The organism is Paenibacillus sp. P5_B5 (genome assembly GCF_056400365.1).
On the sequence record NZ_JBFULK010000001.1, the window covers coordinates 127786 to 150403 of the forward strand.

Genomic DNA, 22618 nt, shown 5'->3' on the forward strand with positions numbered 1-22618 from the left:
AATGCTTGGCTTTTTCTTAGTGAATAAGAAAGTATAAGTTTTACACTTATACTTTCTAGTATTCACTTTAAGAAACACATCCGTCCTATTAGGACGGCGAAGCCGCTTCTTCTTATACTTAGGAGTGATGATGTATGTTATTACGAAATAAGTCTTTTGTATTGATGATGATTGGAGAGATTATTGGCGGGATTGGCATGTGGCTAGGTATCATAGCGAACTTGCAATTCATGCAAAGTCTGATTGAATCGGATTTTATTAAATCTCTTATTCTAATGACAGGTATATTTGCATCTGTATTATTCTTACCTACGATCGGTAAGATAGTTGATCGCTATGATAAGAAGACGATTCTAATCGCAGCGAATATCCTTCGTAGTTTATCACCGCTACTGATGTTTCCAGCGTTAATGGATGATTCGATCCCTTGGATGATCGTATCACTTATTTTCCTACAGGTATCTAACGCAACTTATTTCCCTGCGGTTCGCACTACCTTGCCAACGCTGATTGATCGAGAGAATTTACTTATTGCTAATACGTTTCATATGAATGCAATTACGATTTCACGTATTGCGGGTACTGCAATTGCTGGGACGATGGTGACACTCATGAGTTTAACAACCATCTATTCCGTTTCATTCGCAGTTTATATCATATTAGTTGTTCTATTCTTGTTCGTACATATCCCCAAAATTGAAACAGTCACTAAAAAAACAAAAGAAAAACTTCGATTTACCGAAGTCTTCTCTGTCATTAAACAAGATCGCCCTATCTTGTTAGGTATTATTAATTCCTGTGTCATTAGCTTCTTCTTAGGCGGGATGAATTTGTTCATACTTTCGCTAAGTAAGATTCAGGATGCACCTGATTTAATGGGCTATATGTATGCGATGGAAGGAACCTGCATACTCATTGCTGGATTGTTTGTAAGACGAGTGATTGGTAAATCAAATATTATTTTAGCATCTTCATTCCTATTGTTTGTTGTAGCTATTGCACAATTCGTCATGTCGTTCGTTGATTTCAGGTGGTCAGTTCTAGCGGGCTTTGGTATTTTTGGTTGCATGGTAGCTTTCTTTTTCCCAATGGTGACTACTATATTTCAGAACCGAGTTCCTGTTCAAATGCAAGGTCGATTTTTTGCATTTAAGGAAATCGTCGATCGTATTCTAATGCAAGTTGCTCTGCTGACGACTGGAGCATGTCTTGATTTATTTGGGGCATCTATTTACATTATCATCATTGGTTGTTTGACTGTGCTAACAGCACTTATTACATTAAGCCAAACCCTTAAATATAAGCTCGATGTAAGGCAGTATGTTGAACGTAGTCATGAGCCAGCATGAGCTAGCATGAGGCGCATGACGCATCACAAACAACACAAGGCATTACAAGGCTTCACTCAGTTAAGCCATCATACTTCAGTGATATTAGCTTGGATATGGGTACGAACTGAACATAATCAGTCAGATCGGGTAACTTACTCTTAAGTGCAGCTGCGGTTGTTTTACCACCTGTACCAACATGTCCGATTGCAATACAGTAATTGCGAGTTTGTAGACGCTGATGAATAAGTAAAATTTGTTTTGTCACATGGGACAACGTGTGCTGGTCATCTAAGAACATCTCATTCTCGATGCAAGGTACACCAACTTCCTGAGCAGTCTGGCAAGCGATGCTATGATAATTGGTGTGACTATCCACAAAAAACAATTTATGCTTCTTGCACTGTTCTAAAACAATTCGCATAACCCTTGCATCTGCTGTTACTTTGGAGCCCATATGATTATTGATTCCTATAGCATGTGGAATATTATTAATTGCGGCGTCTACACGCTTGCGAATTTCATCATCAGATAATTGCGTCGTAATTACACCGGGTCCAAGCCAATTGCTGCGATTCCCATTCATAGGTTCCATTGGTAAATGTATGATAACCTCTTTGCCTGCAAGATGAGCAGCCTCAGCATCAGCTTTGGAAGTCGGGAGAAAGGGCATAACAGCAACTGTGAGCGGATAGGGTAGACCGATGATTTCTTCTGTACCCTTCATGTTGTTGCCGAAATCATCGATAATGATGGATGCCATTTTGCTTTTATCGGGGATTTGATTTTGCTGAATATGAGCTTGACTTGTTGCTGAAGTAATTGTAAAGGCGAGCATGATCGCCATAATACCGATTTGTAACATAAATAAAACACCTCCTCAGAGATAACGTTCTCTGTTTAATATGGAGGTGTTATTTAAATAGTATACATACAATTGTATTAAACTGAACGTAAGGCTTGAAGTAGGGCACTTGGTGGCTGTGCACCGCGCACTGCATACTTGTTATTAAGAATATAGAATGGAACTTGAGTTACTCCGATCTGGAACGCTTGACGGACATCTTCATCAATTTCTTTAAGGCGAACATCAGGCCCTACGAATTCCGAAATATACTCACGATCAACTCCTACCTTCGCAGCAATATCAAGGAGCACTTCACGATCCCCAATGTCTAAGCCTTCAGCAAAATAAGCGTGATCAATTGCTTCAACAACTTCAAGTCTTAATCGTTCAGGTGCAAGTCTGATTACTTGGTGGGACATTAGCGTGTTGGGCATTTTGGTTACTTTGCTAAAATCAAACTTTAAGTCTACGGATTCACCAGCTTTCGTAACGTTATCTAGAGCTGCCTGCATCTGTTCAGGGCTTCCCATTTTGGATTCCATGAGCGGATTAAAGGAAACACCTTCAAATGGAATAGTAGGATCGAGAAAAAATGAACGCATACGGAATTCAACAGGCTGGCCCAATTCTTTAACTGCCATTCGCATACTTTGAATCCCGATACGACACCATGGACATACCGTATCATGGAAAATGTCAATTGTTATTGCTTTCATTGTAAGAGCAGCTCCCTTCTATACCAATCAATTCATAAGTTCTATTGGTATAGTATAAACGACATTGATTGGAAAAAGCGAGTCATTAGATGGTTTGAGTAGTTAGATAGGGTTGGCTCGCTTCCAACCGCGAAATTTAGCTTCGATCCGTGTACCAAGTGAGAAAATGGCGTCTTCATTCCCAACAGCACTCATGATTTGAATGGCAACAGGCAGTCCTTCTTCTTCACCGATCGGAATAACAAGCGAAGGCAAGCCCCATGTATTCGCATAAGCGATAAATGGCATATATTGAAGGTACATTTTGCGAATGGAGAACAATTCTTTATATACTTCACCATGTAGCTTAGCAGGAGTATGATAGACGGGAAGAATAATTAATCTATTCTGTAAATACTCACGAATCTTACGATCACCGCTTTGAATTTGTTCATTCAGCTTGATTAATTGCTTAGCAGAAGGTTTAAATGTACGCGCGCCTACTAAAGCCCATGTGAGATATTGATGCCATTCACTATTACCTGATATTTTCTCTTGTAGAAAATGGGTAAGAGGCTTAATGGGGCGGCTTCCCGTTGCAGCCTCAATTACATTCGGTGCACCATCAATCGACATAATTAACTGCCATAGTAGAGCAGATTGCCCATACATTGGGGGCTGTTCGTCGACAACCTGGTTATTTTCACTTAATTCTAATCGTAAATCTTCAAGTAGAAGCTTGGTTTGTGAAGAAGCGGGATATTTGAGTTGATCGATTGGCATCACAATATCAAAATCGTATAGATTTCGTCTAATGGGCTGTGCTAAACCAACAATTTCATTAATCAACCGTGCATCCTGAACAGTTTTAGCCATAGCCCCCACACCGAACATGCGCTGCTGTAGAGGATGTGTGAAAGGTGGGTAAGCTCCATCATCCTTCACTTGATAAGCACCACTCTTGAATCCAATAACCCCATTAAAATGGGCTGGGAACCTGATTGAACCTCCAATATCAGCACCAATTCCAACTGTAGCACCACCTGCCGCGATTAATGCAGCCTCACCGCCACTTGAACCACCTACCGTACGATTTAAATCCCATGGGTTATTCGTACGTCCGAATAGCTTGTTATCGGTTTCCTGACAAAAGCAAAGTGTCGGTGTATTCGTTTTACCTAGAATGATAGCGCCTTCATTCTTAAGTAGTGAAACTACTGCGGCATCGTGATCAATCACCATATCCTTACGGTGAGTCAGTCCTCCAGTTGTCTTCATTCCTTCGACGTCAAATGCTTCTTTCATACTGATTGGAACTCCAAATAAACGTCCTTTAATTGGATTGCTTGAACTCTGCTCAGCAGCTAGCTGCTCGTCACAATATCTTGCTTCCGCTCTAGCTAATTCGAATCGATCCTCTACTAAACAATTAACACTTGGATTAATTCGATTAAGGTGTTCAATATACGCTTCAGTAACTTCTAAGGATGAGATGGCTCCCTGCCTGATTTGATCAGCTAAAGTAGTGGCATCAAGATCAAGAATAGACATGTTCCTACCTCCTTATTTAGACATCCAATTACTAAAATGGTAAGTGAATACAGGTTGAGAGTCAACAAGGATTATCAAGGATAGGTGAGAAGGCATTGTTGGAAGGTAATTTTATGAAAGATCATGTATAATGAAGGGAGTTAAGCTTTAAGTTGATGGAGGTAAATACCTGTGAACGCAGAACAAATCATTCAGCTGATGTCTGAACAGGGGTTACGTATAACGGAGCAGCGACGCACATTAGCAGACCTCTTCGCAGGTACGGAAGGATATTTAACGCCCAAAGACGTTTATGAACATATGACAAGGCGCTACTCCGGACTTAGTTTTGATACCGTTTATCGTAATTTGCGGATTTTGCATGAGATGGATGTACTAGAGCAGTTTGTATTCGAAGACGGAATTAAATTCCGCGCACACTGTCAAGAAGCTCATCATCACCATCATGTGATCTGCTTGCATTGTGGTAACACGCTGCCTTTCGTTTTCTGCCCAATGGATGGAATATCAGGGATTCCGAAGGGTTTCACTGTTGTTAGACATAAATTTGAAGTGTATGGCTACTGTGAGGAATGCGGTTCATGAAAAAAGTACTTCTAGCAGGTGTTCGATTTTATCGTAAATATATTTCCCCACTTAAAGGACCAACCTGTAGGTTCTATCCGACATGCTCTCAATATGCGCTTGATGCACTAGAGGAGCATGGTGCATTTAAAGGGACAGTGCTCACGGCTGTTCGGATTGCCAAGTGTCAACCTTTTCACAAAGGTGGTATTGATTATGTCCCGCCGAATAAGAAGCGCCAGCAACATACCCATGATGTCCATACAGAAGAAGAACGTTAATATGAATTGGAGTACTTGAGTAGTTAGGGTTGTAAACACTGACTTCAAGTGCTCTTTTTTATTGCCTGGGTAGGCGCAACTCTTACATAAGAGATTATTTCGAGAATAGATCTTTATAAGCTTTACGCGCAGGACCATAAATATCCGGAACATCAAGACCGGCTTGACGCATAAGGATAGACAACTGTCCTCGGTGATGAATCTCATGTTTAATTAGAATATCTAAGACTTGTGCAACAGGCCATATCATTTCGTAAATATGACGTGTCTCTAGTAAAGTATCGTTCGTCCACTCTGCTAGGATTGCATCACGTATGATTGAACTTGTAACTCTATAGGACTCGGCAATTTCATTAGCTGTAGCGGGTACTAATTTACGGTCTCCTGGAGACGGGATAAGTAGACCTGCTTTCGATAATATCGTGTACATACTCGTTACAACATGCCAGGCGATTTCTCCTAACGTTCGGTCTAGAGGTGATACTTCTTGACTAAGCGATTCATCCCTCAATGCATCAAGGACGCTCTGTGTTATTCGTGATTCCTCTTTGAGCTCAGCGATATACGATTCAATCGTACGAGTCATCTATTATGCCTCCTTCTAGTAAGGACTTCGGAAAATTTCCTAATTCTGAGTTCTCAATCTTGAGTTCTCTATCTTGAGTTCTCTATCTTGAGTTCTCTATCTTGAGTTCTCTATCCTTACCTATTTTCAATATATCCCTGAAAATCTCCTGCAATAATAGGATTTACATTCCACTATTTATTGCATGAATTAATGTGCTTTGTGATGTGCTCACCTTGACAGAGCTGCTGTAAATCCTATATATTTTGAGGTATAGAGTATGAATAAGCTTAGTTTCGATGAATGGATAAGTACAAGCAGATGCCTATGTCCAGAGAGCCGGGGAAGGTGAAAGCCGGTATAGGAGTAAACTTGGAATATGGTCCAGGAGAACATGTCTTCAAGCTATCTTGCGACATGTAAGGATTCAATTGAGCCTTGCAGGTGGACAGAAGTAAGGGGATGTCGCGTTCCGGCGTTAATGGAGTGAGTCAGTAGATGACTTACCAAGCCTTGACTTCGCAAGAAGCAAGGGAATCTGGGTGGTACCACGTGAGTAACAGCTCTCGTCCCAATGTGGACGGGGGCTTTTGTGCGTCTAAACGGGGCAGAATGATTCTAGACTTACGGTTAACATTTACTTTGATACAGGTGTTTATAATCAAAGTTAGGTGTTTACGTTAGGCATTTACCACCCAAATGGTTACAAGGTTCACTAAATTACTAGGAGGTCAATAAAACATGTCAGACAAGAAAACTTTTTACATTACAACGCCAATTTACTATCCAAGTGATAAGCTGCATATCGGTCATGCGTATTCGACAGTAACGGGTGATGTAATGGCAAGATATAAGCGTCTACGTGGTTTTGATGTTATGTATTTAACGGGTACGGATGAGCATGGCCAAAAAATCGAACGCGCTGCCAAAGATAAAGGTGTTTCTCCACAAGAGTTCGTTGATGGCGTAGTTGCCGGAATTAAAGAGCTGTGGAAGAAGATGGACATCTCGAATGATGATTTTATTCGGACTACAGAAGAGCGTCATAAAGCTTCCGTACAACAAATTTTCGCTAAGCTGCTTGAGCAAGGTGATATTTACCTGGGTACATACGAAGGCTGGTATTGTACACCGTGTGAATCATTCTTCTTAGAATCCAAATTAGTTGATGGCAACTGCCCAGACTGCGGTCGTCCTGTTGAACGGATGAAAGAAGAAAGCTACTTCTTCAAAATGAGCAAATATGCGGATCGCTTAATGAAATTCTATGATGAGCATCCTGATTTCATCCAACCGGAGTCACGCAAGAATGAAATGATTAATAATTTCATTAAGCCAGGTCTTGAAGATTTAGCTGTATCGCGTAACACGTTTGACTGGGGAATCAAAGTGCCAGGTGATCCTAAGCATGTTATATATGTTTGGATCGATGCGCTCTCGAACTATATTACGGCACTTGGTTATGGTTCAAGCGATGATTCGAAGTATCGTACGTATTGGCCGGCTGATGTCCACCTAATGAGTAAAGAAATCGTGCGTTTCCATACGATTTATTGGCCAATTATGTTGATGGCGCTTGACTTGCCGCTACCTAAGAAGGTATATGCTCACGGCTGGTTACTGATGAAGGATGGCAAAATGTCGAAGTCAAAAGGGAATGTAATCGACCCAGTTACACTTATCGAACGTTTTGGCTTAGATGCGGTTCGTTACTACTTAATGCGTGAAGTGCCGTCCGGTGCAGATGGTCAGTTTACACCAGAAAGCTTCGTTGATCGCATCAATCATGACCTTGCAAACGATCTTGGTAACTTGCTCAATCGGACGATTGTGATGATGGAGAAATATTTTGACGGAGTGGTTCAACCATTTATTGAAGGAGCGACGGAATTCGATGCTTCCTTGATCGAGCTTACGCGTGAGACGGTAGCTAAGTATGAAGAAGCAATGGAGAAAATGGAGTTCTCTAATGCCTTAGCTGCTGTGTGGGCGCTTATCGGCCGCACGAACAAATATATTGACGAGACGCAGCCGTGGGTGCTGGCGAAGGATGAAGGGAATCGAGCTGCGCTTGGCTCCGTCATGTATGTACTGGCTGAGTGTCAACGGATTGTATCCGTGTTGCTACAGCCATTCATGACTCGTACGCCGCAGCTAATGTGGTCGTCGCTGGGTGTTGACAGCGACGCTGCGCTTACCGCGTGGGACAGCGTCCACGCGTTCGGGCTACTACCTACGGGAACAGTCGTCCGCAAAGCGGAGCCGATGTTCCCGCGTCTAGACACCGCCGCTGAAGTCGCGTTCATCGCAGATGCGATGCGCGGAAGTGCGCCAGCGGCGCAAGAGGCAGTTGCAGCCTCTGCGAAGCAGGATGCTGCAAAAGCGCCAGCGCTAGCACCGAAGGAGGAAATCGGCATTGACGATTTCGCTAAGGTGGAGCTGCGCGTAGCGCAAGTGCTGTCCGCTGAGCCCGTTAAGGGAGCGGACAAATTGCTCAAGATGCAGCTCGATCTAGGCTACGAGCAGCGTCAAGTTGTCTCTGGCATTGCGAAGTTCTACAAGCCGGAGGATCTGGTTGGACGTAAAGTAATCTGCGTTACGAATCTTAAGCCTGTTAAGCTTCGTGGTGAAATGTCGCAAGGGATGGTTCTCGCAGCTTCCGAAGGCGATGAATTAACACTTGCCACTGTACCAGATTCGATGCCTAATGGAGCTATTGTTAAGTAACGAGCAATCCTTCAGCGAGTATCTAGTGTCTACCTAGCCTCTTATATGTAAATAGTGTGTATCTAGCCTCCAACATGTATATCGTGTGAAGTTAGTATGTATCTAGCATGTAGTTGTATTGAATATAGTGTTTATCTAGTGTGTAATAAATGCGAATCACTCAAACAAGCTCTAAGTTGATCATGACATGATCAGTTTAGGGCTTGTTTTTTGCTGCCTGGTGCGATCTAGTTTGACCTGCGTACATATTTACTTACAAAATTCGTAAGAAGAAATGAAACCGTTGTATTCTTGTTCTACAAATATGCATTTGTTGATAACGTTAAAGGATATGCCTCACCATTGCCCGAAAGCGATTATTTCACTTCCGTTCTCAATGCCATTACGGGTTCTAAACAATAATCATAGGTGGGTGTTATTCACAATAAGGATAGGTATTATCGGGTATTGCACAAGGATGAGTAGTTTAGTCGATCGTATACTTGAATTCGAACTTGGAGCTCAGATTACTGCGATTGCAAGTCTTGATTTCCCTAAGGTAAAAGAATTATTAGCGGATAGAGGGATCGATTCGTCTTATGTTGAATTGTATTCGGATACTGAGGAAATTCTCGACAAGGAACAATTGGATGGTGTATTGATCTGCACTCGCTGCTCATGGTGGGGGTGACTCCGTGCTTGCTCTTAACTTTATACGCCTCATGCAATGCGGAGCGAAATCCGCTGTACCTCTAGAAGATGGTTTAACAAGTGCTTTATTATGTTTAACAGCTAAGGAGTCTTCAGAATCGCATCGATTTGAAGATCTAAGTTGGTTTAACACCAAATCCGTCTATAAAGACGGTGAAACCGTTTCATCTTGAGGAGGATAAACGTATGAGCACAATGCTTGGTCTAGTGAAAGAGCACAGAGCACCTGGAGCCGTACTTAAGAGTGTGCCGATTCCAGTCTGCGGACCAGATGAAGTATTAGTCAAGGTAAAGGCAACGTCTATTTGTGGAACTGATTTACATATTTATAAATGGGATTCCTGGGCTGAAGGAGCCGTTGTAACACCGAATGTATTCGGCCATGAATTTGCAGGTGTTGCTTGGCAGGTTGGTGAGCAGGTTACGAATGTCAAAGTAGGTGACCCTATTTCTGGTGAAGGGCATATGGTTTGCGGTGTGTGTAAGGCTTGCCGAACAGGCAATGCACATGTCTGTCCACATACACGGAGTTTCGGGATCAGCGCACCTGGCTGTTTTGCAGAATACGCGATTGTGAAGGCAATTAACGTGATTCATAACGCGCCAGAGTTGCCGTTTGAGCTAGCTTGTTTACAAGACCCGCTTGGCAATGCGGTGCAAACTGTGCTCTCAGGCGATATTGTTGGTAAGTCGGTTGTTGTTATTGGAACAGGACCGATTGGACTCATGGCGATTACGGTTGCTAAAGCATCTGGCGCAGGTTTGATCGTTGCGGTGGATGTGAATGAATACAGGCTAGAGCTTGCCAAGCAGCTAGGTGCAGATGCTATCATCAACAGCAATAAGCAATCGATGGTTGAAGAGCTTAGGGCATTAACACAAGGTGAAGGTGTGGAGGTTGTGCTTGAGATGTCAGGTCATCCTACTGCTATCCGTGATGGGTTCGAAGCGGTAGCACACGCTGGGCGTGTATCTCTCCTCGGTATACCTAGTCAGGAAGTACAACTTGATTTATCACGCTATATCATTTTTAAGGGACTCAGAGTAGAAGGTATTACCGGACGGAAGATGTATCAGACCTGGTATCAAATCAAGGGATTAATGGATCAAAGACGAATCGATTTGACACCACTCGTAACTCATAGGTTCAAATTAGAACAGTATGAAGAGGCGTTTGCCCTGATGAGCGCAGGTAAGTGTGGCAAAATTGTTTTTATACATGATTAAATTTACTTGAATCAGAAAAGGAGTGAATTCAGTGGCAGACTGGAATGGGCTAGCTAAGGAGCTTGAAGAGCTCAAAGAAAGAGGGAGATATCGGCCTCTATCCGTTTGGCAAAGTGGTTCAGGAACTTGGATGGTTATAAACGGCAGGCGCGTTCTGCAAATGTCATCCAATAATTATTTGGGACTTACGGATCACCCAAACTTAAAACGTGCAGCAATTGAAGCTACTGAAAAATATGGCGTTGGTAGCGGGTCAGTACGGACGATAACAGGTACACTCGATATTCACGATCAATTAGAGCAGGAGCTTGCTAAATTTAAGCAGACAGAAGCTGTGCTCGCTTTTCAATCTGGATTTACGACAAATCAAGGGGTTCTAGGGTCTATTCTAGGAGAGAATGATGTCGTAATAAGCGATGAATTAAATCACGCTAGTATTATCGACGGTATACGCTTGACTAAAGCAGATCGTCAAATTTATGGACATAAAAATATGAATCAATTAGAAGCGGTTCTTAAGAAAAGTCAGAATTATGAGAAACGACTCGTGGTGACAGACGGTGTATTTAGTATGGATGGGGATATAGCGCCTTTACCAGAGATCGTCGGACTTGCTGAGAAATATGATGCCTTTGTTTATGTTGACGATGCACATGCAAGTGGCGTGCTCGGCAAGAATGGTAAAGGCTCTACTGACCATTTTGGATTGCATGGTAGGGTTCATATTCAAGTCGGTACGTTATCCAAAGCAATTGGTGTTGTTGGCGGGTACATAGCAGGTTCACAGGTGTTGAAGGATTATCTGATTCACAAGGCGAGGCCTTTTCTATTCTCAACCTCATCCCCACCTGCAGTTGCCGCAGCTTGTTTAGCAGCGATCCAGACCTTACAGCAAAGCTCAGAGTTGATCGATCAATTATGGAGCAATGCAACCATGTTTCGTGCAGCACTTCAAGGTTTAGGCTTTGACACAGGTGCTAGTGAAACGCCGATCATTCCGATTATTGTAGGGGAGCCGGCTGAGACTATGAGATTCTCTGATCGCTTACTACAAGAAGGTGTATTTGCACAAGGGATTGTATATCCAACTGTAGCTGCAAATAAAGGTAGGGTTCGGTTAATTGTCACCGCTACGCATACTGAAGATGATCTGAAATTTGCCTTAGATGTCATAGAACGAGCTGGTCGTGAATTTGGTTTAATCTAATTGTGGGAATAATCATAATAATGGGATTGAGCTTTCATTGCGTGGCGATTTTGACAGTCTGATGTACCGCATTCAAGAACATAAATAAGTGGTTTCAATTCTTGTATGATATAAGCTTGAATAATCAAAGCGATTTAGCAAAAAGCTAATTCCTAGGACATTTTACTTTATATGTCTAGTGGGGTTAGTTTTCTTTGTTGTCATTGCATACATATCAATTAAGGGATTGTTTATTCGTAATTGTTACTATTAACGTTGACAGGTAGAATAAAGCCTACTATAATCAAATAGAAATCATTACGATTAAGGAACGCGAAAAAGAAAGGAATTCACCATGCTTAAAAAAATGACTTTACTTACCGCAATTGCAATTCTAACTTTTACCTTATTAACAGGATGCAGTTCTTCCACTTCGGAGGTTCTAGTTAAAGATAAAGTGAATGTCGTAACCTCTTTTTACCCCTTGTATGATTTTACTCGTAAAATTGGCGGGGATCATGTCAATGTTGTTAATCTTGTACCTGCTGGAATAGAACCTCATCACTGGACACCTAAGAGTAGAGATATCAAGGTGGCATCAGATTCTGAACTGTTTGTGTATCAAGGTGTTGGATTTGAAGGCTGGGTAGACGATTTCCTGAAATCATTGCGCAAGGATGCTATAGTGAAACCGATCAAGGTAAGCGAAGGTGCTGAATTAATTCCGATTGGTAGTAATGTAAATGATGAGCATGAGGAACACAGTGCTGATTCTAAGGAAATTAGTGAGGGAGAAAGGGATCCTCATTTATGGCTATCACCTATGAATGCCAAGAAAATGGCAGAGAATATCAAGAATGCATTAATTCAAGTGGATCCGGCTAATCAAGCGGACTATGAAGCGAATTATAGTAAGTTAGCCCAGCAGTTTGACGAGCTTCACGAGACATTTAAGAATGAGATTGGTAAATTGCCTCGAAAAGAAATTGTGGTATCCCATCAAGCATTCGGATATTTATGTCACGAGTATGGCTTAAAACAGTTAGCCATTATGGGAGTATCTGCTGAAGCAGAACCATCCGCGCAAGATATGAAGAAGATTAATGCATTCATACGTGAACATGATGTGAAATATATATTCTTTGAGGATCTTGTCTCAGACAAATTAGCTAAAACCTTTGCCCGCGATGCACAAGTTGAAACGCTAGTGCTGCATACGTTAGAGGGTTTGACAGATGAGCAAATAGCGAGTGGTGAAGACTATTTCTCGATGATGAAATCGAATTTGAAAAATTTGCTGAAAGCTCTACAATAGACTAAGTTGCGAATGCCTTACTACACGAGATTTTAAAGGGAGTTATGTTTCATGATGAGTAGAATACTGGATGGATGTCATAAGTCGGTGGTTTCAATTGAACAACTCTCGTTCTCATACGAAAATAAGAAAGTGATTGATAATCTTAATTTCACTGTTTTAGAGCGAGATTTTGTTGGGCTCGTCGGTACCAATGGTGCAGGTAAAACAACACTGCTCAAAATGCTAGTCGGCTTACTTAAGCCAAAAGAGGGAATGATCCGTCTGTTCGATGTACCTATACACAAATTCCAAGATTGGGATTTAATAGGCTATGTCCCGCAGAAAAATTCATTCAATCCACTATTTCCAGCAACTGTTCGTGAAGTTGTCACATCTGGACTTTATGGTAAAAAAAAGCTATATCGCCGGCTTGATAAAGCGGATATACAAAAATGTGATGATGCGATGAACATGATGCGAATCGAAGATTTAGCTGAACGTAAAATTGGACAATTATCTGGCGGGCAGCAGCAACGAGTGTTTCTGGCTAGAGCGCTGATCAACAACCCGCAGCTACTAATCCTTGACGAGCCAACTGTAGGCATAGATGCTGAGACACAGGAAGACTTCTTTCGAATGATTGAGCATATGCACCGTCATCATCACATTACCTTCCTTATGGTATCGCATGATATGGACATGATGCACTCTTACTTGGGGGATGAACCTACACATCAAAGCGATAAGCTTAAGTTTTTTGTCAGACATACGCATGATCCTGAGGATTGTGGTCAGACAGACTTCATCCATTCAGTCAATAATAGGTAAGGGGAGTCCTTATGGAAATATTCGACATTTTTTCGGAGCCTTTTTTTCAACGCGCTTTAATCGGAGGCATTCTAATCGGAATTACAGCCCCACTTATGGGGGTTTTTCTTGTTTTACGTAGATTGTCCATGATTGGCGATACGCTTGCTCATGTGTCCATCGCGGGTATAGCACTTGGGTTTCTTATCAACGTATATCCGCTCGCAGTAGGATTAATATTTGCTATTCTTGCTTCATTTGCGATTGAATGGCTGCGAAAAGCGTATAAATCATATGCGGAATTATCGATCGCAATCATCATGTCGGGTGGGGTTGCGCTAGCTACGTTCTTGTTTACACTTGGAAAAGGCTTTAATATGAATGTAACGACATTCTTCTTTGGTAACATCTACACACTGGATCAAGCTGATTTATGGATTGTATTTGGTGTATTTGTAGCTGTATTACTGACCGTCCTTACACATTTTAAAGAATTTTTCTTAATGTTCTTCGATGAAGAAGCGGCGAGTGTTAGTGGTTTGCCGGTCCGATTATTCAATATTATCATTACGATACTTACCTCCCTTGTTATTGTTGCTGCAATCAAGATCGTAGGTGCTTTACTTGTATCTGCTTTGCTTACGATTCCAGTTGCTTGTTCACTGCTACTAGCCAGAAGCTTCAAACAATCCGTTTTTATTTCCGTACTGATTTCGGAAATTGCGGTTATTGTAGGGCTCTTTATTGCTGGTGTATGGAATTCAGCGCCAGGTGCAACGATTGTACTCAGTCTTATCGTGATGTTGATTGCGATTCTAATAAAGAAAAGTGTTAAAGTATAAGGACGACATATTTAGGGGGGCTTTAATTGGCATCTGTTAACTTATGGCTTGCGTTATGGGCAGGCTTTGCTTCGTTTATTTCACCCTGCTGCTTACCTTTATACCCGTCTTTCATTTCATATATTACGGGAATATCAGTAGCAGAATTGAAATCGGGTGTTTCTAGTAAAACGGCAAGACGCAGTATGATGTTACATACACTTAGTTTTATTATTGGGTTTTCTATTATTTTTTATAGTATGGGCTTTGCTGCTGGTATGTTATCTGATTTCTTTCGAGGTAACGGTGGATTACTTAGACAAATTGCTGCTATTTTAATTTTTGTTATGGGCTTAATGCTGATTGGTGTTTTCCAGCCTAAATGGTTAATGAAAGAACGTAAGTTTAACATTAAATTTAAGCCTGCTGGCTACCTTGGTTCTCTATTTGTTGGAATAGGGTTTGCAGCAGGCTGGTCTCCTTGTGTGGGTCCAATTTTATCTGCTATCTTGGCACTCAGTGCTTCAGAATCAGGTACATGGTTCGGATTGATCACAGCTTATTCGCTTGGCTTTGCTATTCCGTTCTTTATTTTGTCATTTTTCATAGGTTCAACGAAATGGATTGTACGTTATTCAGCCGCTTTCATGAAGGTTGGAGGCGTAGTAATGATCATTATGGCAATATTACTCTATACAGATCAACTATCGAGAATTACGGCTTGGTTAAATGGAATTACACCTACTTGGCTCCAATTCTAGTACATACCGATTCTAGTGAAATATTCAAAATCGTGCCAAATATTAAATATAATTGTCTTTGTGAAATTAAGTACTAATGAAACTTGCTTTATAGGTAAAGAAAAGTTAAGATACGTTTACTAGTATCGATCATAGGGGAGGATCCTTTTACATGGCTACACCAAGCATGGAGGACTATTTAGAACGTATTTATAAGCTCATTGATGAAAAAGGTTACGCACGTGTTTCCGATATAGCTGAAGGTTTAGAAGTTCATCCTTCTTCGGTTACCAAAATGATTCAGAAACTCGACAAGGATCAGTATTTGATATATGAGAAGTACCGCGGCCTTATAATGACACCCAAAGGAAAGAAGATGGGTAAGCGTTTAATGGAGCGTCATCAGTTACTTGAGAATTTTCTTTCTGTAATTGGCGTACAGGAGGAATTTATTTATGGAGACGTAGAAGGAATCGAGCATCATCTAAGCTCAGATTCTATTACTTGTATTGAGACGTTAGTCGAATATTTTAATCGTGATCCCAAGCGATTGGAAGATTTAAGAAATCTTCGTTCAGAACTGGACAGTGATAATTAGATACTACCAAGAGGTAAGTTAAAGCTCACATAAATTGTGGGCTTTTTTCTGGCATATAAAATTAGAATGATCTTGCTCTTCTGTGCATACATACAAGTGAGTGCTCGGTATGGAAGGAGCGAGAAACGAAGATGCATATTAACGCGGTGTTTGAAGGTGGAGGCGTTAAAGGAATATCGCTAGCTGGGGCTATTAGCGCTGCGCAAGACAACGATATTCAATTTAGTCAAATGGCTGGAACATCTTCCGGCTCGATCGTAGCCGCTTGTCTGGCTGCTGGATACACCGGTGAAGAACTGAAGAAGCTGATCCTAAATACGCCATTTCAATCCTTCCTTAAACGTTGCTGGATCTATGATACGAAAGTGATTGGTCCTGCAATTAGACTGATGATGAAGAAAGGCTTATACGCGGGTGAAGCATTAGAGCACTGGATTGAAACAATCCTTGCAGAGAAAAATATAAGAACATTCGGAGATTTAGCCCCGGGAAAGCTTCGGATTATTGCTTCTGATATATCCCAAGGCAAATTACTTGTTTTACCTGATGATATAGAACAATATGGGATTGATCCAAATAAATTCTCGATTGCCAAAGCGGTTCGAATGAGCTGTTCAATTCCGTTCTTCTTTGATCCTGTTCGTATTCGACCATCAGCCTCTAAGAAAATTAATTTCTCAGCTCAAATTAAAAACCAACATCCTAATCAATCGATTTACATTGTGGATGGAGGACTCCTAAGCAATTTCCCACTATGGTTATTCGATAAACAGAATACCAAGGTGAATTTCTTACCTACAATCGGCTTTCAGCTGGTTGGTAAGAATCAGAAGGCCGTTCACTCGATAACTGACCCTATTTCTATGCTGCAAGCTTTATTTGCGACGATGATGGGAGCTCATGATGAACGATACATTGAGAAGCATAATTTATTTAGAACGGTCAAAATCCCGACACTAGGCGTACAGACAACTGAATTTAACATCACAATAGATAAAAGTATGGAGCTCTTTAATGCGGGGTATGCTGCGGCTGATCAATATTTCAAGAATTGGTCCAAAACATCCTATTTGAACGATTATGAACGTTTTGTGTTACCGAACACATAAAGACCTGTTCCACTAATGGAACAGGTCTTTGTCGTATTAATGATATTTCGGCTTGTCATCATCATTATCATCTATTTTGTTGCCTTGTATGACACGAAAGCGTGTATTCTTCTTCTTCGTGCTTTTTGGACGATTATTCTTTGATCTAGATTCTCTACGCTTATATTTCCAGCTATTCGGAGGGAATTTATACAAAAAGAAGATTGCACCGAATACAAGAATTGGAAGAAGTAGATGACTTATGCTTACAATAAGGCCAATAGCGATTAGGATACCAATGACTATTACTATGATCTTCTGAGGCCAAGAATATCTGTTCATCGCATTATACCTCTGAGCGATTATAGAATCTGATGTCCGATTCACGCATCCGGTTGAATGAAGCAATAGATACTTCAACCATGTCATCGGCTGGTTCTTTGGTTGTTAGCTTCTGAAGCCATAATCCTGGATAGCCGAGGTAACGAAGAATGGGTGTTTCTCTCATTAAATTCGTTACACGAAGTACTTCGTAAGAGACGCCAATTACAACAGGTAATAGAACGATACGTTGAAGCATCCGCTCCCAAATCCCGTCATAAGGGAAGAAGGAATAAATAATGACACCGACGATCACTGTAAAAACAATAAACGATGATCCGCAGCGATAGTGAAGTGTGGAGAACTTCTGGACATTAGCAACTGTTAATTCAACACCAGCCTCATAGGCCGAGATAACCTTATGTTCTGCTCCATGGTATTGGAATAATCTCTTAATCATTGGTGTTAATGAGATGAAATATAAATACCCAACAAGCAAAATAATTTTGATGACACCTTCGATCAGATTGTGACCAATTTGGTTTTCGAATGCATTTGCGAATAAGAAGGATTCGATTGCAGTAGGCACTAATGTTAAGACAAACTTACCGAATAAAAAGGAGAGAACTCCGACTACTGCAACACTGAGAATCATTCCTAAATTAGACATCATTCCAGGCTTTTCTGCCTGCTCTTTCTTTTCTTCTTCATCAGCATAAGCTTCTACAGCAAAATTCAAATGCTGAGCGCCTTTGGCAGCAGATTCTATAAGTGCGACGATACCGCGGACAAATGGAATCTTCTTGAGGGTATTTACCCAACCGATCTCTTTCTTCGGTACTTCTAGGTATTGAATTGAACCATCTTTAACTCGTACAGCCGTCACATGAACTGTTTTACCAGCAAACATGACACCTTCAATGACAGCTTGACCACCATAAATTGAATTGTTTTGCGACATATTATCACCTTCTGAAACTCAAAAATGAGTCCTATTTTTGTCCTATTTTTACATTCTTATTGTAACGGATACCTGGTGAGAATGCTACCAATAGTCTATGGAAAGTTTGTATATACTACAAAGACGAAGTTTTAGGATAAAGGAGAAGTCGAATAATGAATGTGATGCGAACCGCAAGTAAGTCAACAAATCGGTGGCTATTTTCAATCTACACAGGTTTTTATGCTGGGCTCATCTGGGGGGCATTTAAAATTCTTGAATTTTATTTAAAATTTACTGTAATTGTTCCTGGGTTCTTGGTCGAACCGTTCTATAAACACAGTTATCTGACAGAATGGCAAGGAATATTAATCGGATGGGCTAGCTTTATTGTGTTGTCGATTCTTGCTTCATTTATATATGGTGCTTGGTTCTACAAAGTCAAGGGGTCTTGGCTTGGAATTGTATATGGGATTGTGTGGTGGGCCCTTATTTGTTTGTTGATTGGACCACTTACGGGAATGATGAAACCTATTAACCAATATGATTGGAATACGATTATGGCGGAATTGTGCTTATATGTAGTGTGGGGCTTATTTATTGGCTATACAATTGCGCTTGAATTTACGGATGATCGGACACGTGATACACAGTCAAGTACGACGTGAAAGAGACTGAATTTTATCCTAATAAAAGACGATATATACACATTTAGCGTTCATATGGTAAAATATCTACGGATATTGATGCGATATTATCATGTATGATGAGTTTGATGATGATAGGTTTCTCATCTTAGGGGGAGGTTTCCTTGAAACAAGTACTCATACTGAACGGTCCGAATCTGAATATGCTTGGGATTCGTGATCCAGCTGTATATGGTTCTGATACTTTAGAGTCGATTGAGAACAATTTACGAAGAGTAGCTGAGACCATCGGAGTTTCGCTTCAATTTCTACAGTCTAATCATGAAGGCGTGCTAATAGATGCGATTCATGGTGCTTACGGACATGTAGATGGCATCCTGATTAATCCAGGTGCATTTACTCACTATAGCTATGCTATTCGTGATGCTCTTGCTGCAGTGAGTATCCCCACTGTTGAAGTACACTTATCCAATATACATAAACGAGAAGAGTTTCGACATCATTCTGTGACAGCACCGGTAGTCGTTGGACAAATAACGGGATTCGGGGCATACGGTTATGAAATTGGCTTAATGGCGTTATATTATCATATTCTAGCGAAAGACAAGGAGTGATCGTATGCAAGAGAAACGGATTGAACGACTTAGATCTGGAATGCAAGAAGCTGGATTAGCTGCTTTATTCATTACAAATGCTTACAATCGTCAGTATATAACAGGCTTTACGGGTAGCTCTGGTTATGTACTCGTAACTTCTGACGCTGCGTATTTGTTAACTGATTTCCGCTATATGGAGCAAGCAGGTGAGCAAGCTAATCATTTTGAAGTTGTTGAACATGGACCTGGTGTGATGACAACTGTACTTGAACTGCTTCGCAAACATAATGTGAATGCTCTGGGTTTTGAGCAGGCTCATGTAAGCTTTATGACACATGCGTCCTACAAAGCTGATTTAACAGACATCGAGCTTATTCCTACTGCGAACATCATTGAGAACTTACGTATGATTAAGGATGAGCAAGAACTTCAAATTATGCAGGAAGCTGCAGATTTAGCAGATCTTACTTTCACACATATTTTGAATTTTGTAAGACCAGGAATTACCGAGAAGCAAGTTGCACTAGAAATGGAAGTATTTATCCGGCAAAACGGGGGTACCTCAACTTCATTCGATACGATTATTGCATCGGGCGAGCGTTCTGCTCTTCCACATGGTGTTGCTAGCGATCGTGTTATAGGTAATAATGAATTTGTAAAAATGGACTTTGGTGCGTATTATAAAGGATATTGCTCTGATATTACACGTACGATTGTGCTAGGAACACCTTCGGACCGACACAGAGAGATTTATGGGATTGTACTTGAGGCTAATCTGGCTTGTTTAAGTGGACTCAAACCGGGTCTTACAGGTCAACAAGCAGATGCTCTAGCTCGTGATGTTATTGATAAATACGGCTATGGTGCGCAGTTTGGACATAGTACAGGTCATGGATTAGGGATGGAAGTTCATGAAAGTCCTGGACTAAGCAAGAGAGAACTCAGACAACTACAACCAGGTATGGTTGTGACAGTCGAACCTGGAATTTATCTTCCTGGATTTGGTGGGGTTCGTATTGAGGACGATGTTGTTATTAAAGAAGATGGCATTCGCATTTTAACCAAATCAACCAAGGAATTGTTAGTACTTTAGGAGGGAATTCTTAGTGATATCAGTAAATGAATTTAAAACAGGCTTAACGATTGTGGTAGAGGGTGACATATTCACCGTAATAGATTTTCAACACGTAAAACCAGGTAAAGGCGCAGCGTTTGTTCGCTCCAAACTCAAAAATATACGTAACGGTAATACCGTAGAACGTACATTCCGTGCTGGTGAGAACGTTGGCCGCGCACACATCGAGAACCGTGAGATGCAATACTTATATGCTAGTGGACAAGAGCACACATTCATGGATACAGAAACTTATGATCAAATTGCATTAATGCAGGATCAGCTTAAATGGGAGCTTAACTTCCTTAAAGAAAACATGATGATCAACATAATGAGCTACCAAGGTGAGATCCTAGGAATTAACTTACCGAACTCCGTTGAGCTTAAAGTTGTTGAGACTGAACCAGGTGTTAAAGGGAATACAGCTCAAGGTGCAACTAAGAGTGCGAAAATGGAAACAGGCCTTAATGTACAAGTGCCATTGTTCATTAACGAAGGCGATGTTCTAATCATCGATACTCGCGAAGGTAAATATTCTTCACGTGCATAGAACAATAAGCTGGCCGAACCTCCTAGTATCCATTTGATACTGGGAGGTTTTTCTCAATATATAAGAAAGTCTGATAGCTAAATTTATACCGTTGTAATAAGTTCTTTATCACTTTATTTACAATAGATGTGTTATAATCATTAATTAATAAAAAAAGAATATTAGGGAGTGAACAGCTTTGTCTTTGATTGTGATGAAGTTTGGGGGAAGCTCTGTTGGAAATGCTGAGCGTATGAAGCGTGTAGCCAAACGAATTATCGACCGCAAAGCGGAAGGTCATTCTTGCGTAGTTGTTGTATCTGCAATGGGGGATACGACAGATGAACTCATTGATTTATCTAAACAAATTTGTGATGGAACACCACCTGCTAGAGAAATGGATATGTTATTAACAACTGGTGAGCAGGTTTCAGTATCATTGCTTGCAATGGCTATTCATAGTTTAGGTGAGCGTGCTGTTTCTTTTACCGGATGGCAATGTGGTATGGTCACTGAACCTGTACATGGTAAAGCTCGTATAACAGATATTGATCCACATCGTGTACTTAAAGCGATTGCCGATGACAAAATTGTCATCGTTGCAGGTTTCCAGGGTATGTCTGCGGATGGAGAAATTACGACGCTTGGACGTGGTGGTTCGGATACAACAGCAGTTGCATTAGCAGCAGCGATTGAAGCGGACCTATGCGAGATTTATACAGATGTAGATGGAATTTATTCCACTGATCCGCGTATTGTGAAATGTGCTCGCAAATTAAGTGAAATTTCCTACGATGAAATGTTAGAACTCGCGCACTTAGGGGCAGCAGTCTTGCATCCTAGAGCGGTCGAATATGCCAAGAATTATAATGTAGCACTGGTCGTAAGATCTAGCTTTACTCAGAATGAAGGTACATATGTGAAGGAGGTAGCAGGTATGGAACAAGGGATTGTTGTTCGCGGGATAGCTTATGATAAGAATGTAGCGAGAGTGAGTATTCTTGGAGTTCTAGAGAAACCAGGACAATTGGCGAAAGTATTCACTACGCTAGCTGAAGCTCATATAGATGTTGATATTATCGTGCAGAGTGGTGTAATGAATGGTGCTGCTGATTTTTCCTTCAGCTGTTCATTAACAGACCGCGAAAGAGCGGTAAATGTGATCGAAAGTATTAAGAACGAAGTTGGTTTTCGTGAAGTAACATCTGAAGGCGATCTTGTTAAAGTATCCATAGTTGGAGCAGGTATGGTTAGCACACCGGGAGTAGCAGCTAAAATGTTCGAGGTTATTTCCTCTCTCGGAGCTTCAATCAATATGGTTAGTACATCAGAGATCAAAATCTCTTGTGTAATCGATATCAAGTATTTACAAGATGTTGTTAAAGGCTTGCATACTGTATATGACCTTGACACACAAGAACAAGTTTATATCGGTGGTCCAGCAGATCGCAGATAATCT

25 protein-coding genes are annotated in these 22618 nt (G+C 41.0%); 19 read left to right on the forward strand and 6 right to left on the reverse strand.

Annotation, left to right across the window (positions count from 1 at the left end; genetic code table 11):
* The first annotated feature begins 134 nt into the window (after positions 1-134).
* On the forward strand, positions 135-1349 hold the full coding sequence (locus AC1DOK_RS00620) for an MFS transporter (protein ID WP_477552283.1): 1215 nt from the start codon (positions 135-137) through the stop codon (positions 1347-1349).
* Positions 1350-1401: 52 nt separating this feature from the next.
* On the opposite strand, the gene AC1DOK_RS00625 is transcribed toward AC1DOK_RS00620, so the two are convergent.
* From AC1DOK_RS00625 to AC1DOK_RS00635, 3 genes are all read right to left on the reverse strand, one after another.
* Positions 1402-2193: a divergent polysaccharide deacetylase family protein gene (locus tag AC1DOK_RS00625; RefSeq protein WP_477552284.1), complete on the reverse strand. Its 792-nt coding sequence runs from the start codon at positions 2191-2193 to the stop codon at positions 1402-1404.
* 77 nt (positions 2194-2270) lie between these two features.
* Entirely contained in the window at positions 2271-2891 is a 621-nt protein-coding gene (locus AC1DOK_RS00630; RefSeq protein ID WP_477552285.1) for a DsbA family oxidoreductase, read from the reverse strand.
* A 102-nt stretch (positions 2892-2993) separates the two neighbouring features.
* Complete coding sequence (locus tag AC1DOK_RS00635) at positions 2994-4421, reverse strand: amidase (protein ID WP_477552286.1); 1428 nt, start codon at positions 4419-4421, stop codon at positions 2994-2996.
* 198 nt (positions 4422-4619) lie between these two features.
* On the opposite strand from AC1DOK_RS00635, the gene AC1DOK_RS00640 reads away from it, so the two are divergent.
* Both AC1DOK_RS00640 and yidD read left to right on the forward strand, forming a co-directional pair.
* A complete protein-coding gene (locus AC1DOK_RS00640; protein ID WP_477552664.1) occupies positions 4620-5006 on the forward strand; it encodes a Fur family transcriptional regulator in 387 nt (128 codons plus the stop codon).
* A complete protein-coding gene (gene yidD, locus AC1DOK_RS00645; RefSeq protein WP_477552287.1) occupies positions 5003-5266 on the forward strand; it encodes a membrane protein insertion efficiency factor YidD in 264 nt (87 codons plus the stop codon). Before AC1DOK_RS00640 ends, yidD begins: the two co-directional genes overlap by 4 nt.
* A gap of 94 nt (positions 5267-5360) precedes the next feature.
* Here the strand turns inward: yidD and AC1DOK_RS00650 are convergent, their stop codons facing one another.
* The gene (locus tag AC1DOK_RS00650; RefSeq protein WP_477552288.1) at positions 5361-5852 is read right to left on the reverse strand and encodes a DinB family protein; all 492 of its coding nucleotides are present in this window, start codon (positions 5850-5852) and stop codon (positions 5361-5363) included.
* A gap of 720 nt (positions 5853-6572) precedes the next feature.
* Here AC1DOK_RS00650 and metG point away from each other — a divergent pair.
* The 11 genes from metG (at position 6573) to AC1DOK_RS00705 (ending at position 17033) form a co-directional block, all read left to right on the forward strand.
* Positions 6573-8558 (forward strand): methionine--tRNA ligase, encoded by a 1986-nt coding sequence (gene metG / locus AC1DOK_RS00655; protein WP_477552289.1) that lies wholly within the window; start codon positions 6573-6575, stop codon positions 8556-8558.
* 457 nt (positions 8559-9015) lie between these two features.
* Positions 9016-9228: a hypothetical protein gene (locus AC1DOK_RS00660; protein ID WP_477552290.1), complete on the forward strand. Its 213-nt coding sequence runs from the start codon at positions 9016-9018 to the stop codon at positions 9226-9228.
* Positions 9229-9232: 4 nt separating this feature from the next.
* On the forward strand, positions 9233-9421 hold the full coding sequence (locus AC1DOK_RS00665; RefSeq protein ID WP_477552291.1) for a hypothetical protein: 189 nt from the start codon (positions 9233-9235) through the stop codon (positions 9419-9421).
* 13 nt (positions 9422-9434) lie between these two features.
* Entirely contained in the window at positions 9435-10475 is a 1041-nt protein-coding gene (gene tdh, locus AC1DOK_RS00670; protein ID WP_477552292.1) for an L-threonine 3-dehydrogenase, read from the forward strand.
* 31 nt (positions 10476-10506) lie between these two features.
* Complete coding sequence (locus AC1DOK_RS00675) at positions 10507-11682, forward strand: glycine C-acetyltransferase (RefSeq protein WP_477552293.1); 1176 nt, start codon at positions 10507-10509, stop codon at positions 11680-11682.
* Between the two features lie 346 nt (positions 11683-12028).
* Positions 12029-12976, forward strand: coding sequence for a metal ABC transporter substrate-binding protein (locus tag AC1DOK_RS00680; protein WP_477552294.1), 948 nt, complete (start codon positions 12029-12031; stop codon positions 12974-12976).
* 51 nt (positions 12977-13027) lie between these two features.
* Positions 13028-13786, forward strand: coding sequence for a metal ABC transporter ATP-binding protein (locus AC1DOK_RS00685; protein WP_477552295.1), 759 nt, complete (start codon positions 13028-13030; stop codon positions 13784-13786).
* An 11-nt stretch (positions 13787-13797) separates the two neighbouring features.
* Entirely contained in the window at positions 13798-14607 is an 810-nt protein-coding gene (locus AC1DOK_RS00690) for a metal ABC transporter permease (protein WP_477552296.1), read from the forward strand.
* Positions 14608-14633: 26 nt separating this feature from the next.
* On the forward strand, positions 14634-15347 hold the full coding sequence (locus tag AC1DOK_RS00695) for a cytochrome c biogenesis CcdA family protein (RefSeq protein WP_477552297.1): 714 nt from the start codon (positions 14634-14636) through the stop codon (positions 15345-15347).
* A 151-nt stretch (positions 15348-15498) separates the two neighbouring features.
* On the forward strand, positions 15499-15924 hold the full coding sequence (mntR, locus tag AC1DOK_RS00700) for a transcriptional regulator MntR (RefSeq protein ID WP_477552298.1): 426 nt from the start codon (positions 15499-15501) through the stop codon (positions 15922-15924).
* Between the two features lie 131 nt (positions 15925-16055).
* Positions 16056-17033 (forward strand): patatin-like phospholipase family protein, encoded by a 978-nt coding sequence (locus AC1DOK_RS00705; protein WP_477552299.1) that lies wholly within the window; start codon positions 16056-16058, stop codon positions 17031-17033.
* Positions 17034-17069: 36 nt separating this feature from the next.
* On the opposite strand, the gene AC1DOK_RS00710 is transcribed toward AC1DOK_RS00705, so the two are convergent.
* Both AC1DOK_RS00710 and AC1DOK_RS00715 read right to left on the reverse strand, forming a co-directional pair.
* Positions 17070-17354 carry a hypothetical protein gene (locus AC1DOK_RS00710; protein ID WP_477552300.1) on the reverse strand — a complete coding sequence of 95 codons (285 nt, stop codon included), beginning with the start codon at positions 17352-17354 and terminating at the stop codon, positions 17070-17072.
* Positions 17355-17358: 4 nt separating this feature from the next.
* Positions 17359-18294: a DUF1385 domain-containing protein gene (locus AC1DOK_RS00715; RefSeq protein WP_477552301.1), complete on the reverse strand. Its 936-nt coding sequence runs from the start codon at positions 18292-18294 to the stop codon at positions 17359-17361.
* A 155-nt stretch (positions 18295-18449) separates the two neighbouring features.
* Here AC1DOK_RS00715 and AC1DOK_RS00720 point away from each other — a divergent pair, with 155 nt between their 5' ends.
* From AC1DOK_RS00720 to AC1DOK_RS00740, 5 genes are all read left to right on the forward strand, one after another.
* Complete coding sequence (locus AC1DOK_RS00720) at positions 18450-18941, forward strand: YqhR family membrane protein (RefSeq protein WP_477552302.1); 492 nt, start codon at positions 18450-18452, stop codon at positions 18939-18941.
* A gap of 143 nt (positions 18942-19084) precedes the next feature.
* Complete coding sequence (gene aroQ, locus AC1DOK_RS00725; protein ID WP_477552303.1) at positions 19085-19534, forward strand: type II 3-dehydroquinate dehydratase; 450 nt, start codon at positions 19085-19087, stop codon at positions 19532-19534.
* A gap of 4 nt (positions 19535-19538) precedes the next feature.
* Complete coding sequence (locus AC1DOK_RS00730; protein ID WP_477552304.1) at positions 19539-20609, forward strand: M24 family metallopeptidase; 1071 nt, start codon at positions 19539-19541, stop codon at positions 20607-20609.
* Between the two features lie 13 nt (positions 20610-20622).
* Entirely contained in the window at positions 20623-21180 is a 558-nt protein-coding gene (gene efp, locus AC1DOK_RS00735) for an elongation factor P (protein ID WP_477552305.1), read from the forward strand.
* A gap of 178 nt (positions 21181-21358) precedes the next feature.
* Entirely contained in the window at positions 21359-22615 is a 1257-nt protein-coding gene (locus tag AC1DOK_RS00740; RefSeq protein ID WP_477552306.1) for an aspartate kinase, read from the forward strand.
* The last annotated feature ends 3 nt before the right edge of the window (positions 22616-22618 follow it).